Origin of the sequence: Bacteroides sp. AF39-16AC (assembly GCF_003602735.1) — a bacterium.
GTDB lineage: Bacteria > Bacteroidota > Bacteroidia > Bacteroidales > Bacteroidaceae > Bacteroides > Bacteroides uniformis.
The window spans coordinates 1-15,862 of the sequence record NZ_QTLN01000020.1 but is presented as its reverse complement, the minus strand read 5'-3'; the positions used below and the strand labels follow the sequence as shown (position 1 = coordinate 15,862).

Annotated in this window: 15 protein-coding genes and 1 riboswitch; of the genes, 5 read left to right on the top strand and 10 right to left on the bottom strand. The window is 49.1% G+C overall.

The annotated features are described in order from the left end of the window. Positions 1-64: 64 nt before the first annotated feature. Positions 65-1,186: a DUF362 domain-containing protein gene (locus DW039_RS15255; RefSeq protein WP_009038441.1), complete on the bottom strand. Its 1,122-nt coding sequence runs from the start codon at positions 1,184-1,186 to the stop codon at positions 65-67. A gap of 168 nt (positions 1,187-1,354) precedes the next feature. On the opposite strand from DW039_RS15255, the gene DW039_RS15250 reads away from it, so the two are divergent. Next, positions 1,355-2,002, top strand: a complete 648-nt coding sequence (locus DW039_RS15250) for a DUF4476 domain-containing protein (RefSeq protein WP_119958105.1) — start codon at positions 1,355-1,357, stop codon at positions 2,000-2,002. Positions 2,003-2,110: 108 nt separating this feature from the next. On the opposite strand, the gene thiD is transcribed toward DW039_RS15250, so the two are convergent. The 9 genes from thiD to fabD all read right to left on the bottom strand — a co-directional run bounded on the left by thiD (position 2,111) and on the right by fabD (position 10,078). Beyond that, entirely contained in the window at positions 2,111-2,938 is an 828-nt protein-coding gene (thiD, locus tag DW039_RS15245) for a bifunctional hydroxymethylpyrimidine kinase/phosphomethylpyrimidine kinase (RefSeq protein ID WP_035448499.1), read from the bottom strand. 14 nt (positions 2,939-2,952) lie between these two features. Further along, positions 2,953-3,564 (bottom strand): thiamine phosphate synthase, encoded by a 612-nt coding sequence (locus DW039_RS15240; protein WP_117962478.1) that lies wholly within the window; start codon positions 3,562-3,564, stop codon positions 2,953-2,955. A 13-nt stretch (positions 3,565-3,577) separates the two neighbouring features. Then, positions 3,578-4,273 (bottom strand): HesA/MoeB/ThiF family protein, encoded by a 696-nt coding sequence (locus DW039_RS15235; protein WP_119958123.1) that lies wholly within the window; start codon positions 4,271-4,273, stop codon positions 3,578-3,580. 35 nt (positions 4,274-4,308) lie between these two features. Next, positions 4,309-5,442, bottom strand: coding sequence for a 2-iminoacetate synthase ThiH (gene thiH, locus DW039_RS15230; RefSeq protein WP_008664609.1), 1,134 nt, complete (start codon positions 5,440-5,442; stop codon positions 4,309-4,311). Positions 5,443-5,462: 20 nt separating this feature from the next. Then, the gene (gene thiC, locus DW039_RS15225) at positions 5,463-7,145 is read right to left on the bottom strand and encodes a phosphomethylpyrimidine synthase ThiC (RefSeq protein ID WP_120382101.1); all 1,683 of its coding nucleotides are present in this window, start codon (positions 7,143-7,145) and stop codon (positions 5,463-5,465) included. A 13-nt stretch (positions 7,146-7,158) separates the two neighbouring features. Further along, positions 7,159-7,935 carry a thiazole synthase gene (locus DW039_RS15220; protein ID WP_120382114.1) on the bottom strand — a complete coding sequence of 259 codons (777 nt, stop codon included), beginning with the start codon at positions 7,933-7,935 and terminating at the stop codon, positions 7,159-7,161. 23 nt (positions 7,936-7,958) lie between these two features. Next, positions 7,959-8,609, bottom strand: a complete 651-nt coding sequence (locus DW039_RS15215; RefSeq protein WP_009038436.1) for a thiamine phosphate synthase — start codon at positions 8,607-8,609, stop codon at positions 7,959-7,961. Between the two features lie 5 nt (positions 8,610-8,614). After that, positions 8,615-8,812 (bottom strand): sulfur carrier protein ThiS, encoded by a 198-nt coding sequence (gene thiS / locus DW039_RS15210; protein WP_005837106.1) that lies wholly within the window; start codon positions 8,810-8,812, stop codon positions 8,615-8,617. 69 nt (positions 8,813-8,881) lie between these two features. After that, positions 8,882-8,972, bottom strand: a riboswitch (TPP riboswitch). Between the two features lie 218 nt (positions 8,973-9,190). Continuing rightward, positions 9,191-10,078, bottom strand: a complete 888-nt coding sequence (gene fabD, locus DW039_RS15205) for an ACP S-malonyltransferase (RefSeq protein ID WP_120382100.1) — start codon at positions 10,076-10,078, stop codon at positions 9,191-9,193. A gap of 397 nt (positions 10,079-10,475) precedes the next feature. Here fabD and DW039_RS15200 point away from each other — a divergent pair, with 397 nt between their 5' ends. From DW039_RS15200 to xylE, 4 genes are all read left to right on the top strand, one after another. Continuing rightward, positions 10,476-11,207 (top strand): NUDIX domain-containing protein, encoded by a 732-nt coding sequence (locus tag DW039_RS15200; protein ID WP_034523179.1) that lies wholly within the window; start codon positions 10,476-10,478, stop codon positions 11,205-11,207. A gap of 47 nt (positions 11,208-11,254) precedes the next feature. After that, positions 11,255-12,733, top strand: a complete 1,479-nt coding sequence (locus DW039_RS15195) for a xylulokinase (protein ID WP_120382099.1) — start codon at positions 11,255-11,257, stop codon at positions 12,731-12,733. Between the two features lie 105 nt (positions 12,734-12,838). Next, positions 12,839-14,155 carry a xylose isomerase gene (xylA, locus tag DW039_RS15190; protein ID WP_005825539.1) on the top strand — a complete coding sequence of 439 codons (1,317 nt, stop codon included), beginning with the start codon at positions 12,839-12,841 and terminating at the stop codon, positions 14,153-14,155. Positions 14,156-14,269: 114 nt separating this feature from the next. Further along, entirely contained in the window at positions 14,270-15,757 is a 1,488-nt protein-coding gene (gene xylE / locus DW039_RS15185) for a D-xylose transporter XylE (RefSeq protein ID WP_120382098.1), read from the top strand. Positions 15,758-15,862 lie beyond the last annotated feature (105 nt).

Sequence of the window (15,862 nt, the reverse complement as noted above, 5' to 3'; positions counted from 1 at the left end):
TTGTATAATATTATAGTTGATAAATCTATTTTTATTATGACTGTTTAAAACTGAAAAGGTTTAATCAAATCTTCACCAATTCATATTCCATGGTTCCCAATCCTATTTTCTCGGCATGGCGCAATCCGGCAAGCCAGTCTGTGTCGGGGTGCATCAAGTGGAACTTGTCGCATCCACACAAGTCGTCGTGCTCGTGTGCCGTGGCAAGGCAATTGTTACCGTGCAGTATCGGGGCTTGGATGACCATATCTGCACATGCCTTGTCCAGTGCAACCGGGTCTGCCGAAGCCAGAATGCCGAGGTCGGGCACGATGGCGGCATCGTTGTGGTTCCAGCAGTCGCATTCGGGAGATACGTTCATGATGAAGCTGATGTGGAAATGGGGCTTGCCCATAACGACAGCGAGGGCATATTCCGCAATCTTGTAGTTCAGGCGCTCGGAAGTATCTTCGGCTCCCATCACGGCACCGTCGTGCTGGCAGAGGGCTACGCACTGTCCGCAACCTACGCATTTGGCGTAGTCTATTTCTGCCTTGCGGCTGGCATTGAGGTGCACAGCGTCGTGTGCGCAATGCTTCACGCAGATGTTGCAGCCGATGCAGCTTGCTTCATCAATCTTGGGTTGCGAGGCGCAATGCAGTTCCAGCTTTCCGCCTACGCTGGCACATCCCATGCCCAGATTCTTCAAGGCGCCGCCAAAACCGGCTTGTTCGTGCCCCTTGAAGTGGTTCATACTGATTACAATATCGGCATCGGCTATCGCTGTGCCGATTTTGGGTGCCGGACAATATTCCCCGTTCAGAGGGATTTCGCGGTAGTCCGTTCCCTTCAGTCCGTCGCCGATAATGACCTGGCACTGGGCCGAGATAGGGTTAAAGCCATTCTCCATCGCACTTTGCAAGTGGTCTACAGCATTGGCACGACGACCGGAATACAGCGTGTTGCAGTCCGTCAAGAAAGGTTTGGCTCCCAGGCTGCGGAGCAGGGTTGCCATTCGAGCTGCATAATTGGGACGCAAGTATGCCAGGTTTCCGGGTTCGCCGAAATGGATTTTAATGGCAGCAAAGCTATCTTTCAAAGGAAGTTGCTCGATGCCTGCCCGTTTCAGCAAGCGTTCCATTTTATCCAAAAGATTGGATGTAGGGGAAGTACGCAAGTCAGAGTAGTATACTTTTGCTTTTTCCATGTGTTTTACCTGTTTATAGTGATAGTATCTGCAAAAATAACGGATTATTTCCATATTAATAGGTATATGGCTAAAAAAAGTAGGGAAATCCCTTTTGACAAATAGGGGGATAATAAGAGGTCTATCCATGTTTCTGCCTACCTTTGTGGCAACTAAAAACTCGATAAGATGAAAACAATCAGACTAATTATTGCGGGACTGGTAATGACGATGGGATTCAGCAGTTGTTCCAGTTTGTTTTATGATGCTAAGGTAGATGTGTTGAACAGTATCCAGAAGGGGATGAGCAGGCAGGAGGTCACCAAGATATTGGGAACTCCAGAGTATCGCCGCTTCGACCGGGATATAGAAGAATGGGAATATTCCAGAGTGCTGTCCGGTAAAAGTAATATCAGCCGAACTCAGATTGTCGTGACTTTTGAAGGTGGGAGAGTCGTTGCGATGGATTCATTCTCCGGAGAGCCACGTACGTTGCCGGTTGTTCCCAGTGAAGTAGTGATTGATTCTCCAGTCCCGGTTTACGTCAGAGGGATGCACCCCGAAGACTTCCGGCATTTTTATGAAAAAGTGAAGTCCCGCCCTTTCAAGGATGATCAAATCGAAATGATGAGAACTGTTGCCCGAAACAACAGTCTGAACTGTGTGCAATGTGCCAGTTTGATGGCACTATATACTTTTGATGACGACAAGATGAAAGTCCTCAACATATTCGCTCCCAATATCGTAGATCCGGAAAATTACGAAGCGATTTTAGACGTCATTGATTCACTGTTCAAGAAAGACGATGCCAAGAAAATTCTGGGCATACGCTATTAAGAAGCAGGCATGTCGAAACGCATTGTCCGTTGGTGCCAAACACATGATGTATCGGAGGCTGACAGATAATGCGTTTAAGGTAAACAGATAATGCGTTTCGACGAGCTCTTATTCCGATAAAGGAAAGTGCCATAACGGACCGTTCCCGTGCCCTATATTCATGTCTTTCCCCCGGTTTATCGCAGTACCGATATACTCTTTAGCCTTGCAGACCGCTTCATCGAGTTTGTTGCCACCGGCAAGAAATGTAGCTATGGCAGAGGAAAGGGTACACCCTGTGCCGTGCAGGTTACGGCTCTCTATTTTGGGGTTGGAATAGAGGATGCATCCGGATGGCAGGACGTCAGCCCCGGCAGAAGGTTGCCGGCAATAAAGCACGTCGCACATGTCATTACCCTCCAGATGTCCGCCTTTGACGAGAATAGCGGTGTTGTATCTGCAGGATAATTCCTGTGCCGCTTGTCGCATCTCCACAGTACCGGTAATGGTTTGCCCCCAAAGCAGGCTTGCTTCATTCAGGTTGGGAGTAATGAGGGTGCATAGCGGAAACAGTTCCGTCTTAATGACTTGTATGGTTTCTTCGGTCATCAGTCGCCGTCCGCTGGTCGATATCATGACGGGGTCATAGACTATACACTCCGGAGTATAAGTCTGAAGACAATCGACAATGGTGGTCACAATACTGGCATCATGTACCATACCTATCTTGACGGCATCCGGCCTTAAATCATCCATAACAGAGGTGATTTGTGCCTTAACCATATCCGCAGGTATCGGATAAACCGATTGTACTCCCAGTGTGTTTTGTGCAGTAACAGCCGTGATGACGGAAGCGGCATAACCTCCCAAAGCGGAAATGGTCTTTATGTCTGCTTGTATGCCTGCACCGCCCGAACAGTCGGAACCGGCAATGGAAAGGATAATAGGGGGAAGCATGAGATAATTAGAAATTAAAAATTAAAAATTAAAGAGGGGGGGGAGGAGAGCTGTTTCAGGTGGAGGAAGTGGGGGATGAAATCTTCCTTCGCTTGCTGCCAGATGTCTCCTAGCAGGACGGCACCTCCGAAACCTAAAGCGGCTATTTCCGGAAGATGCTCCAGGCTGATGCCACCCAATGCCATGACGTTGGAATCGATGATACCTGCTTGCTGTGCTTTCTTCAAGGTATCGCAGGAGTAAGCGGAAGAGTAGCCTTCTTTGGATATACTGTCATAAATGGGACTGAGGAACACATAGCTACAATCTGATTTATGTTTCAACACTTCTTCAAGAGAGTGGCAGGAACAACTGATGTGTCCCTTATATCCGAACGGTATCTGCGGATTGCGCCCGTTCAGATGAATTCCTTTCAGACCGAAAACGGATGCCAGCTGGAATTGCTCATGCGTGACAATGCGCGGCATATATTCCATCGGCAACTGCCGCAGGAAATACTCCATCTCTTCTGCCGAAGCTCCCGGCTTGCGCAGATGGAGTATTTCCAAACCGTTTTGGAATAAGGAGGTAACTGCCGCTGCTTCTCCTTCAAAGAATTGCGGCGTGGTAATGACTATCAGCTTCATATCTTTATGGATGCTATAATGAGAGAATATACGACTGCATGGTCCTTAAATCAATCGTCCATAGCTTTCCAGCCAAGGGTTCGCCGTAGCCACAAATCAGTTTCAACACTTCATTGGCTTCTACGCTACCCACAATGGCAGGGGTTACGCCGATAACCGATTTGTCCGGAGACGGCATGAGCAGTGTCCCTTCTTCATCCGGATAGAGGTCACGGTAAGTCTTCGCACCTTCACCGTAGCAGAAAACGGATACTTGGCCTTCAAAGCCTTGAATGGCACCATAAACGTAGGGCTTGCCCCAAGCGTTGCATACGTCATTCAGCAAGTAGCGGGTAGCGAAGTTGTCGCACCCGTCTACCACTATATCGTAGTTCCTTATCAGTTCTCCGGCATTCTTCTTGTCCAGACGGAAGGGGTATACTTCCACGTTTACATCGCTGTTCAAACCCTGCACTCTACGGGCGCCACATAGAGGTTTAGGCTGCCCAAGGTCAGCTTCAGCATACAGAACCTGACGTTGAAGATTACTGATGCTGACTTGGTCATCGTCCACCAATCCCAGCGTTCCGACTCCTGCTCCCGCCAGATAGAGGGCAATGGGAGAACCTAATCCTCCCACACCGACTATCAACACCTTGGCATTACGCAGTTTCTCTTGTCCGGCTTCGCCTATTTCGGGAAGGGACGTTTGTCTGGCATATCGGTTCATTTGTTCATTGTTATTAAGGTTCTGTATTCGGTCACTCATCTCTTGAAAGCCTTCAAATCAAAACTCGCATCCCAATCTTTCCACACTGGTTCGCGCCCCAGGCGTTTCAATGCTTTGTCCACTTCCACAGCCTTGCGCTCGTCGCTGACATGAAACTGTTCCAGTGTTTGCGGATAGCTGTAATATCCTCCCGGTTCGGTCTTGCTTTCGGCGCTCATGGTTGTCACACCGAGTGTTGCCATATGGTCGCGTATATCGGCAGGCTCGCGGGTGGAGTAGGAGATGTCCACATCATGGTCGAAGATGCGCATGGCGAAAGTGACTTGTGCCAGTTCGCGGTCGCTCATGATGACATTGGGCTGGAAGCCGCCGTTCTCCGAAGGACGCATACGGGGGAAGTTGACGCTGTATTTCGTTTGCCAATAATGTTTCTGGAGATAGCGCAGGTGATAAGCCATCATGGTGATGTCTGTCCGCCATTCTTTCTCCAGACCGATGAGCACTCCCATGCCGATGGAATGGACGCCTGCCTGCCCCATGCGGTCGAAACCATTGACACGCCATTCGAATTTGGACTTCATGCCACGGGGGTGGTAGATGTTGTAATTCGACTTGTGGTAGGTTTCTTGAAAACAAATCACGCCATTCATGCCGTGTTCTTTCAGCGTTGCATACTCTTCCGTTTTTAAGGGCATCACTTCTATTTTCAGATTGCTGAAGTAGGGTTTTGCCAGGTCCAGTGCACGGGCTATGTAGGGCACGCCTGCTTTGGCCGGATTTTCTCCCGTCACCAACAGCAAATTCTCGAAAGGTGCCAGCTTCTTGATGGCCTTGTATTCGTTCACGATTTCTTCTTCCGTCAGTATGGTACGCGGCATGGGGTTGCTGATATGGAAACCGCAATACACGCAAGAGTTGGTGCAGGAATTCGTGATGTAAAGAGGCACGAACATGGAGATGGTTTTCCCGAATCGTGCCTCGGTGTATTTCTTGCTCAATCGTGCCATCGTCTCCAGATAGGGGGCAGCGGCGGGTGAGATGAGGGCCATGAAGTCCTCTACATTACAATGTTCTTTGGAGAGGGCACGGCGTACATCCGCATCTGTCTTGGCATGGATGCGTGCCGTGGTTTCCTCCCAGGATATATGTTCTAATTCGTCTGAAAACATAGTGCTCTATCAATTCCCATTTATTTCTTTTTTAATTCTCTCGACAACCGCATTGCACAGAAGTTTGGTCCGCACATCGTGCAATACTCCCCATCCACATGCTTCCCTGCATGGAAATAGCTGAACGCACGTTCCGGGTCGAGCGACAAGTCAAACTGGTCTTTCCAGCGGAATTCATAACGTGCTTTGCTCAGTGCATTGTCACGCACTTGTGCTCCGGGATGCCCTTTTGCCAGGTCGGCGGCATGGGCGGCTATCTTATAGGTGATGACACCTACACGCACATCCTCCTTATCGGGCAGCGCCAGATGCTCTTTGGGGGTGACATAACAGAGCATGGCCGTACCCAGCCAGCCTATCTGTGCCGCGCCGATGGCAGACGTAATATGGTCGTAACCCGGTGCGATGTCCGTCACGATGGGGCCGAGCGTATAGAAAGGCGCATCGTGGCATTTTTCTATCTGGCGCTCCATATTCTCCTTAATCTTGTGCATGGGCACGTGGCCGGGACCTTCGATGAAAGCCTGCACATTCTTGTCCCAAGCACGCAGCACAAGCTCGCCCATCGTGTCGAGTTCTGCAAACTGCGCTTCATCGTTGGCATCGTGCGTAGACCCCGGACGCAGCCCGTCTCCCAAAGAGATGGCAACGTCATACTGTGCCAGAATGTCGCAAATGTCATCAAAGTGTTCGTAAAGGAAACTCTCGCGGTCGTGCACCAGGCACCATTTGCTCATGATGCTGCCGCCACGGCTCACGATGCCGCACAACCTTTTCTCGGCCAGATGCACATTGTGGCGGCGTATGCCGGCATGGATGGTGAAGTAGTCCACTCCCTGCTCGCATTGTTCAATCAAGGTGTCGCGGTAGATTTCCCAGGTGAGGTCTTCCACCTTGCCGTTCACTTTCTCCAATGCCTGGTAGATGGGGACAGTGCCCACGGGAACGGGACAGTTGCGGATAATCCATTCGCGCGTTTCGTGTATGTTCTCGCCCGTGGAGAGGTCCATCAGCGTGTCGCCGCCCCATTTGCAGCTCCACAATGCTTTCTCCACCTCTTCTTCGATACCCGAGGTGGTGGCGGAGTTTCCGATATTGGTATTTATCTTCACCAGGAAGTTACGGCCTATAATCATCGGCTCTGCTTCGGGATGGTTGATGTTGGCAGGAAGCAGGGCGCGTCCGGCAGCAATCTCCTGGCGTACAAATTCCGGTGTGATGTGCGTCTCTATTCCCAGCTCCGCGCAGTTCATGTTCTCGCGAATCGCCACATACTCCATTTCAGGCGTGATGATGCCTTGTTTGGCATAGTACATCTGTGTGCAGCATTTTCCTTGAAGGGCGCGGTAGGGCAGGGTGATATGCTCAAAGCGCAGAGAGTCGAGCGACCGGTCGTCGCGGCGCATGCGCCCGTACTCCGACGTTATTTCGGAAAGCTGCTCCACATCGCCGCGTTTCAGTATCCACGGTTCGCGCAGACGGGGCAGCCCTTTCTTCAAATCCACTTCAATGGCAGGGTCGCTGAACGGTCCGCTGGTATCATACACATACACTTCCGGATTCGGAGTAAGTACCTTTTCTCCATCAACGAAGTTCGTACTGGGCACTTGCTCCACCTTGCGCATAGCTACGCGCAATTCGGGAAACAAGGTACCCGGCAAATATACTTTCTCGGAACGGGGGAATTTTATCTTCTGGTTCATTGCATTGTCAATTTTATAGGTTCAAAAAAGCCGTCAGCGGTGAGCTGGCTTCCGCAACAAAATTATCGGCTTGTGCGCCCAGACCTGCTTCGTATGCCATGCGTCCTGCCTCTACAGCCTGCTTGAACGCTACCGCCATGGCCACGGGGTCGCCCGCCACGGCAATGGCTGTATTCACCAGGCAAGCCGACGCACCCATTTCCATAGCCTCTGCCGCATGGCTCGGGGCACCGATACCGGCATCCACCACTACGGGGATATTGGCTTGTTCAATGATTATTCTCAGGAAATCCCTTGTCTGTAGTCCTTTGTTTGTACCGATAGGAGCACCCAGCGGCATGACGGTGGCGGCACCGGCTTCTTCCAGCCTCTTGCACAGTGTGGGGTCGGCCTGGCAATAGGGCAGTACCACAAATCCTAACTTGACCAGTTCTTCCGTGGCTTTCAGCGTCTCTACAGAATCGGGCAACAGATAGCGGGGGTCGGGGTGTATCTCCAGTTTCAGCCAGTTCGTGCCGAAAGCTTCACGCGCCATCTGTGCAGCAAAAACAGCTTCTTCGGCATTGCGCACGCCGGAGGTGTTGGGCAGAAGCTGGATACCGGGATGCTGTATGTGTACCAGCATATTGTCTTCCTTGTTGTCCAGTTCAATGCGTTTCATGGCTACCGTCACCATTTCTGTGCCGGATGCCAGGATAGACTGCTCCATCACTTCATCGGAATTGAACTTTCCGGTTCCTAAAAACAGACGGGAGTTGAACTCACGTTCCGCAATCACTAATTTTTCCATATCAGTCGTCATATATTAATTCTTTATTTTTCATTCTCCATTAAAGAAATGATTCTTTTCATTTCATCTGCCGGACTATCGGCATGCAGTACCGTGCCCGAAAGGGCAATCCCGCTTACCCCCGTCTGCATAACGGCTGGAATATCCGCTATGGTTATTCCACCGATGGCTACTATCGGAAGGTGTATATCCTTCTCCTGCATCCGGTGGATGATAGCTGTATATCCTTCCAGTCCCAATATCGGACTCAGATTCTTCTTGGTAGTGGTGTAGCGGAAGGGGCCGCAGCCTATGTAGTCGGCACCGGCTTTGTAGTGTTGCAGTACATCCTCAAAAGTATTGGCGGTACCGCCTATAATGTACTCCGCGCCCAGAATCCGGCGTGCGTCGGCTATGGGCATGTCTTTCTTTCCAAGATGTACGCCGTCGGCATGCAGTTTTCGCGCCAGTTCCACATGGTCGTCAATGATGAAGGTGGCACCGTATTGCCGGCAAAGGGCCTGCACTTCCAAAGCTACGGGTTCTATCGTTTCCACCGGGGTGTCTTTCATGCGCAGTTGCACCCAGCGGCAACCGCCCTCAAGAGCCATGCGTGCAGCATCCAGGTACGAATATCGTTCCGTATAGTGCGTGATGAACTGCATTCCTCCGTTTTTCAGTCTCTCGTCCTTCATCTTCCTCACCCTCCGCAAGCTGCTTTGATAATGATGATGGGCATGTATTCCCTCAGGATGCATTTTGTCCATTCCGTGCGAAGTACAATACGGTTGTCTACGGCCACGGCAATGCCTTGCATCGGTAGGGCAAGTTCCTCGATAAGTTGTGAAAGGGTAGTGGCGCCGGTTTTCACTTCCTTGTTGTTGACCAATACTTTCATTTTTCTGTTCATTAAGAAATAAAACAATGGAAGTAAATACAAAGAAGCGTCTTTACGGCAAGTTCAGTGAAGAAAGAAATATCCAATTCCTACGGCAGTACTAACTGCATCAGGTTCGAGGGTATAATCTCAGCCCGTCGGGGCACCCCTTTGTCTTTACGGCAACAAAGGTAAGGGAAAATCGGAAATAAAAAACAAAAGAACGTACTTTTTATTTCAGTGATTACTTTTTGTTTACTCGCGCCCCTTTGTGGCACGTATCTTTTTCAGCGTATTCCGAACAGTGGTTCTGACTCCCGTTGAATAAAATGGCCTACTAAAACAAGAAAGGCTGTCTATTTGAAGAAAGACAGCCTTGAAAATATTCTATTTAAGGAATTATGCAATCCCGTGAGCCGTAGCTTCCGGTGCAATCTTCTTGATAAGACCTTGCAGCACTGCACCAGGACCGCACTCTGTGAAGTCCGTAGCACCATCGGCAACCATGTTCTTCACTGTTTGCGTCCAACGTACCGATGCTGTCAGCTGAGCCACCAGGTTCTTCTTGATTTCTACCGGGTCAGTATGAGGCATAGCGTCTACATTCTGATATACGGGGCACTTCGGAGCATGGATTTCTGTTGCATTGATGGCTGCTTCCAGTTCCACTTTGGCAGGGTCCATCAATGGAGAGTGGAATGCACCGCCTACCTTCAACGGTAAGGCGCGCTTGGCACCTGCAGCCTTCATCAGTTCGCAAGCCTTGTTGATACCTTCTATGGAACCGGAAATTACAATCTGTCCCGGGCAATTATAGTTGGCTGCCACGCAAACTTCACCTTCGGCACTTACCTGGGCGCAGATTTCCTCAACCTTTTCATCCGGCAGGGCAATAATGGCTGCCATAGTGGAGGGCTGTGCCTCGCAAGCCTTTTGCATAGCCATGGCACGGGCATACACCAGTTTCAGACCATCTTCAAAGCTCAGTGCACCGGCAGCAACCAAGGCAGAGAACTCGCCCAATGAGTGACCGGCGGTCATCTCCGGCTTAAAGTCATCGCCCATGCAGAGGGCGGAAATAACGGAATGAAGGAACACGGCAGGTTGGGTAACTTTAGTCTGGCGCAGGTCTTCATCTGTTCCGTTGAACATAATATCAGTAATACGATACCCGAGGATATCATTTGCTTTCTCAAAAAGTTCCTTGGCTAATGCCGAATTTTCGTACAGGTCCTTTCCCATGCCAACGAATTGGGCACCTTGACCCGGAAATACAAATGCTTTCATATTTACTCGTTTTTTAGTGTTTAAATAAAAAGTGCTGCAAAGGTAGAGGTTTTTCTGATATTCACCGCACAAACGGATGTTTTTTGTGCAATACCCTTACTTTAAAGGGGAAGCTAAAATACAATATGTATGCTTGGACCTTCTGTGGTATCCGGATACTGAAATACTTATAAATGAAACACTTTCTCCTTATTGTACTTCCTACAATTAGACCTCTTGTATATTCTTGTAAATTACATATTGTATTCCATACGATAACAACTGAAAATGATATTGTATAAAGTAAGATATGTATTCGGTTGAAAAATAATGCTTTATAACATTATAAAAATATTCTTTTCCTTTATTGCAAATTAGAAAAACCTATTTATATTTGCAGCGCTTAACGAGATATATTATGCAAAACATAGAACAAAAAACGCCGTTGGCAAACAATCATATCTCTGTGGACTGTGTAGTGATTGGTTTTGACGGAGAACAGCTAAAGGTTCTGCTGATTAAGCGTGCAGGAGAGGAAGAAGGAGAAATCTTTCATGATATGAAGCTTCCCGGAAGTTTGATTTACATGGATGAGGATTTGGATGAAGCTGCCAAACGGGTGTTGAATGAATTGACGGGGCTGAAGAACGTCAATCTGATGCAATTCAAGGCATTCGGCTCAAAAAACCGTACGAAGGACCCCAGAGATGTACATTGGCTGGAACGTGCCATGCAGTCCAGGGTGGAGCGTATTGTCACCATAGCCTATCTTTCCCTGGTGAAGATAGACCGCGCATTGAACCGTGATTTGGACAATTATCAAGCCAGTTGGGTAGCCATGCCGGATATAAAGGCTCTGGCATTCGACCACAACCTGATTATCAAGGAAGCCATTACCTATGTCCGTCAGTACGTCGAGTTCAACCCGTCTTCACTGTTCGACTTGTTGCCGCGTAAGTTCACCGCATCCCAGCTTCGCACTTTGTACGAACTGGTGTATGACAAGCAGTACGACGTACGCAATTTCCATAAAAAAATTGCCTTGATGGAGTATGTCGTCCCCCTGGAAGAAAAACAGCAGGGCGTGGCCCACCGGGCGGCACGCTACTACCGTTTCGACAAAAAGATATACAATAAAATCCGACGGTAGCCGGATTGTAAATTCTTCATATCACTTTCATTTTAATATTGATAGAAATGTATTTATTAGGTTATGACATCGGCAGCTCGTCTGTAAAAGCGAGTCTGGTAAATGCGGAAAGCGGCAAGTGTGTATCGTCTGCCTTCTTCCCCAAGACTGAAGCGGAAATTATCGCAGTGAAGCCCGGCTGGGCAGAGCAAGACCCCGGAAACTGGTGGGAAAACTTGAAACTGGCCACACAAGCGGTATTGGCAGAATCCGGAGTAAACGCAGAAGACATCAAGGCGATCGGTATCTCTTATCAGATGCATGGCTTGGTATGTGTAGATAAAAACCAGCAGGTGTTGCGTCCTGCCATTATCTGGTGCGACTCCAGAGCCGTGCCCTACGGACAAAAGGCTTTCGAAACATTGGGAGAGGAGACTTGCCTTTCACATCTGCTGAATTCTCCGGGCAACTTCACGGCCTCCAAACTGGCTTGGATTAAGGAGAATGAGCCTTCCGTTTACGAAAAGATTCATAAGATAATGCTGCCGGGCGACTATATCGCCATGAAGTTGAGCGGTACCATCTGTACCACGGTGTCCGGTTTGTCCGAAGGGATGTTCTGGGATTTCAAGAACAACCGGGTTGCCGACTTTCTGATGGACTATTATGGATTCGACTCCTCTCTGATTGCCGACATCAAACCGACTTTCTCCGAGCAGGGACGTGTCAATGCTGCTGCAGCCGCAGAGCTGGGTCTGAAAGAAGGTACGCCTATCACTTACCGTGCCGGCGACCAGCCCAACAATGCCCTTTCCCTGAATGTATTCAATCCGGGTGAAATTGCTTCTACCGCCGGAACGTCCGGCGTGGTATACGGCGTGAACGGTGAGGTGAACTACGACCCCAAGTCACGTGTCAACACCTTTGCACACGTCAACCATGCTGCCGGGCAAACCCGTCTGGGTGTTCTGCTGTGCATCAATGGTACGGGCATCCTCAATTCATGGGTAAAACGCACCGTTGCTCCCGAAGGCATCTCTTACAACGATATGAATTTGCTGGCCGCACAAGCCCCCATCGGCAGTGCCGGTATCAGTATCCTGCCCTTTGGAAACGGTGCGGAGCGTATGCTGGAGAACAAGGAAATAGGCTGCTCCATTCATGGCATCAACTTCAACCAGCACGGCAAACAGCATATCGTCCGTGCAGCACAGGAAGGCATCGTTTTCTCCTTTAAATATGGAATCGACATCATGGAACAAATGGGCATTCCCGTGCAGAAAATTCATGCAGGCAAGGCTAATATGTTCCTCAGCCCGCTGTTCCGCGAGACATTGGCCGGTGTGACGGGAGCTGTCATCGAACTGTATGATACCGACGGCTCTGTAGGTGCCGCCAAAGGCGCCGGAATCGGTGTGGGCATATACAAGGACAACAACGAAGCATTTGCCACGCTTGAGAAGCTCGAGGTGATAGAGCCGAAAGTGGCAGACCGCCAGGCTTATGCCGACGCATATGCGCGCTGGAAACACTGGGTAATGTGCTAATGTGCACATTAAAACGTTAGCACGTTAAAACAATAAATTAATAATTAACCCCGTGATGAATGTGTCTGTCATTGGCACATTCTCACATTAAAACATTAAATTCTTATGGCAACAAAAGAGTATTTTCCCGGAATAGGAAAGATTAAATTCGAAGGTAAAGAGAGCAAGAACCCGATGGCATTCCGTTATTACGATGCCGATAAAGTAATCATGGGTAAGAAAATGAGCGAATGGCTGAAGTTCGCCATGGCATGGTGGCACACTCTTTGCGCAGAAGGTGGTGACCAATTCGGTGGCGGAACAAAGAAATTCCCCTGGAACGGTGAGGCTGACAAGGTTCAGGCTGCCAAGAACAAAATGGACGCCGGCTTTGAATTCATGCAGAAAATGGGTATCGAATACTACTGCTTCCACGATGTAGACCTCTGCGAAGAAGCCGAGACCATTGAAGAATACGAAGCCAACTTGAAGGAAATCGTAGCGTATGCCAAGCAGAAACAAGCAGAAACCGGCATCAAACTGTTGTGGGGTACTGCCAACGTATTCGGCCATGCCCGCTACATGAATGGTGCAGCCACCAATCCCGATTTCGATGTTGTGGCACGTGCCGCCATCCAAATCAAAAACGCCATCGACGCTACTATCGAACTGGGAGGTTCAAACTATGTATTCTGGGGCGGTCGCGAAGGCTACATGTCATTGCTGAATACAGACCAGAAGCGTGAGAAAGAGCACCTCGCACAGATGTTGACCATCGCCCGCGACTATGCACGTGCCCGCGGCTTCAAAGGTACCTTCTTGATTGAACCGAAACCGATGGAACCTACAAAACACCAGTATGATGTAGACACCGAAACCGTTATCGGCTTCTTGAAGGCTCACAATCTGGACAAAGATTTCAAGGTGAACATCGAAGTGAACCACGCTACTTTGGCGGGCCACACCTTCGAGCACGAACTCGCAGTAGCCGTAGACAACGGTATGCTCGGCTCCATCGACGCCAACCGTGGTGACTACCAGAACGGCTGGGATACAGACCAGTTCCCCATTGACAACTTCGAACTGACCCAGGCAATGATGCAAATCATCCGTAACGGAGGCTTTGGCAATGGCGGTACAAACTTCGATGCCAAGACCCGTCGCAACTCCACCGACCTGGAAGACATTTTCATTGCCCACATCGCCGGTATGGACGTGATGGCACGTGCACTGGAAAGTGCAGCCAAATTGCTTGAAGAGTCTCCTTACAAGAAGATGCTGGCCGACCGCTATGCTTCCTTCGACAGTGGTAAAGGCAAGGAATTTGAAGATGGCAAACTGACACTGGAGGATTTGGTAGCTTACGCAAAAGCCAACGGTGAGCCGAAACAGACCAGCGGCAAGCAGGAATTGTATGAGGCAATCGTGAATATGTACTGCTAATAATGATCAATGTTTAGTGATTAGTGGTTAATAAGTTGCGCATGAGGTGTTTCAATATTAATCATTAATCGCTAATCATTAATCGCTAATCATTAACCATTAATCATTAATATCATGAATTATACAGAAAAAGGCAGTAAACTCTACCTCTTCTCTATTGTGCTGGTAGCCGTCATCGGGGGCTTGCTTTTCGGCTACGATACAGCAGTCATATCCGGTGCCGATAAAGGGCTTCAGGCATTTTTTATGGGTGCCTCCGATTTTGTCTACACAGATACGATTCACGGCATTACCTCTTCCAGTGCACTTATCGGATGTATCATCGGTAGTGCTCTTTCGGGATTCTTCGCATCCAATCTGGGACGTAAGAATTCTCTTTTCATAGCCGGCGTCTTGTTCTTTCTGTCGGCATTGGGCTCCTACTACCCGGAATTCCTTTTCTTCGACTATGGTGTTCCTTCCTATTCCTTGCTCGTGGCATTCAATTTCTACCGTGTATTGGGAGGAATCGGCGTAGGTTTGGCATCGGCCATCTGCCCGATGTATATTGCGGAAATTGCGCCGAGCAACATTCGCGGGACTCTGGTATCATGGAATCAGTTTGCCATTATCTTCGGCCAGTTGGTGGTTTACTTCGTGAATTTCCTTATTCTGGGCGAGAATTCAAATCCGGTGATAAAGGCCATTGAAGGAGTCAACCAGATTCTGAATCCCGAAGCGGCAGCATGGACCACAGAGATAGGATGGCGTCTGATGTTTGTCAGTGAGGCTGTTCCTGCAGGAGTCTTTGCGTTGCTCGTACTGTTTGTTCCCGAAACGCCACGCTATCTTGCCATGAGTGGCAAGGATGATAAGGCACTCCAGGTGTTAAGCCGTATCAACGGCTTGGCTCAGGCAAAGGTTATTCTGTCTCAAATCAAAGCCACGGCAGAGGAAAAGACGGAAAAGCTTTTCACTTATGGCTGGATGGTTATCTTTATCGGTATCATGCTGAGTGTATTCCAGCAAGCGGTAGGTATCAACGCCGTACTCTATTTCGCACCGCGTATCTTCGAAACGATGGGAATGGGCAACCCGATGGTTCAAACCGTCATCATGGGTATCATCAATATTCTGTTCACGTTGCTGGCTGTCTTTACAGTCGAGAAATGGGGACGTAAACCGCTGCTCATCTCGGGGTCTATCGGCATGGCGATAGGTGCTTTCGGAGTAGCTCTTTGCAACGTTGTGGCAGGGCTTCCTCCCATGTTGGCTGTTGTCAGCATCATGGTCTACAGTGCTTCGTTCATGTTCAGCTGGGGCCCCATCTGCTGGGTACTGATTGCTGAAATCTTCCCGAATACCATCCGTGGCGCTGCAGTAGCCATTGCCGTAGCCTTCCAATGGATATTCAATTTCATTGTATCTTCCACCTTCGTACCTATGTACAATATGAATTTGGGAGATATGGGAGACAAGTTCGGGCACATGTTTGCTTATGGCTTATACGGAATCATCTGTGTGGTGGCTGCTCTGTTTGTCTGGAAGCTTGTTCCCGAAACGAAAGGCAAGACACTGGAAGACATGACCAAGCTGTGGAAGAATAGAAGAAACAATAGATAAGACCGTCATTGAAACTGTCCATATAAGACGGGAAAGAGGAGGCCTGATGAATGAGGGCACTGAAAAAGTTCCCCACTTGTAATAAGTCTCTCCCTAATACACAAA

What these genes read in the sequence shown, in the direction of transcription:
- DW039_RS15255 (WP_009038441.1), bottom strand. Translation starts at nt 1,186, where the DNA reads ATGGAAAAAGCAAAAGTATACTACTCTGACTTGCGTACTTCCCCTACA.
- DW039_RS15250 (WP_119958105.1), top strand. Translation starts at nt 1,355, where the DNA reads ATGAAAACAATCAGACTAATTATTGCGGGACTGGTAATGACGATGGGA.
- thiD (WP_035448499.1), bottom strand. Translation starts at nt 2,938, where the DNA reads ATGCTTCCCCCTATTATCCTTTCCATTGCCGGTTCCGACTGTTCGGGC.
- DW039_RS15240 (WP_117962478.1), bottom strand. Translation starts at nt 3,564, where the DNA reads ATGAAGCTGATAGTCATTACCACGCCGCAATTCTTTGAAGGAGAAGCA.
- DW039_RS15235 (WP_119958123.1), bottom strand. Translation starts at nt 4,273, where the DNA reads ATGAACCGATATGCCAGACAAACGTCCCTTCCCGAAATAGGCGAAGCC.
- thiH (WP_008664609.1), bottom strand. Translation starts at nt 5,442, where the DNA reads ATGTTTTCAGACGAATTAGAACATATATCCTGGGAGGAAACCACGGCA.
- thiC (WP_120382101.1), bottom strand. Translation starts at nt 7,145, where the DNA reads ATGAACCAGAAGATAAAATTCCCCCGTTCCGAGAAAGTATATTTGCCG.
- DW039_RS15220 (WP_120382114.1), bottom strand. Translation starts at nt 7,935, where the DNA reads ATGGAAAAATTAGTGATTGCGGAACGTGAGTTCAACTCCCGTCTGTTT.
- DW039_RS15215 (WP_009038436.1), bottom strand. Translation starts at nt 8,609, where the DNA reads ATGAAGGACGAGAGACTGAAAAACGGAGGAATGCAGTTCATCACGCAC.
- thiS (WP_005837106.1), bottom strand. Translation starts at nt 8,812, where the DNA reads ATGAAAGTATTGGTCAACAACAAGGAAGTGAAAACCGGCGCCACTACC.
- fabD (WP_120382100.1), bottom strand. Translation starts at nt 10,078, where the DNA reads ATGAAAGCATTTGTATTTCCGGGTCAAGGTGCCCAATTCGTTGGCATG.
- DW039_RS15200 (WP_034523179.1), top strand. Translation starts at nt 10,476, where the DNA reads ATGCAAAACATAGAACAAAAAACGCCGTTGGCAAACAATCATATCTCT.
- DW039_RS15195 (WP_120382099.1), top strand. Translation starts at nt 11,255, where the DNA reads ATGTATTTATTAGGTTATGACATCGGCAGCTCGTCTGTAAAAGCGAGT.
- xylA (WP_005825539.1), top strand. Translation starts at nt 12,839, where the DNA reads ATGGCAACAAAAGAGTATTTTCCCGGAATAGGAAAGATTAAATTCGAA.
- xylE (WP_120382098.1), top strand. Translation starts at nt 14,270, where the DNA reads ATGAATTATACAGAAAAAGGCAGTAAACTCTACCTCTTCTCTATTGTG.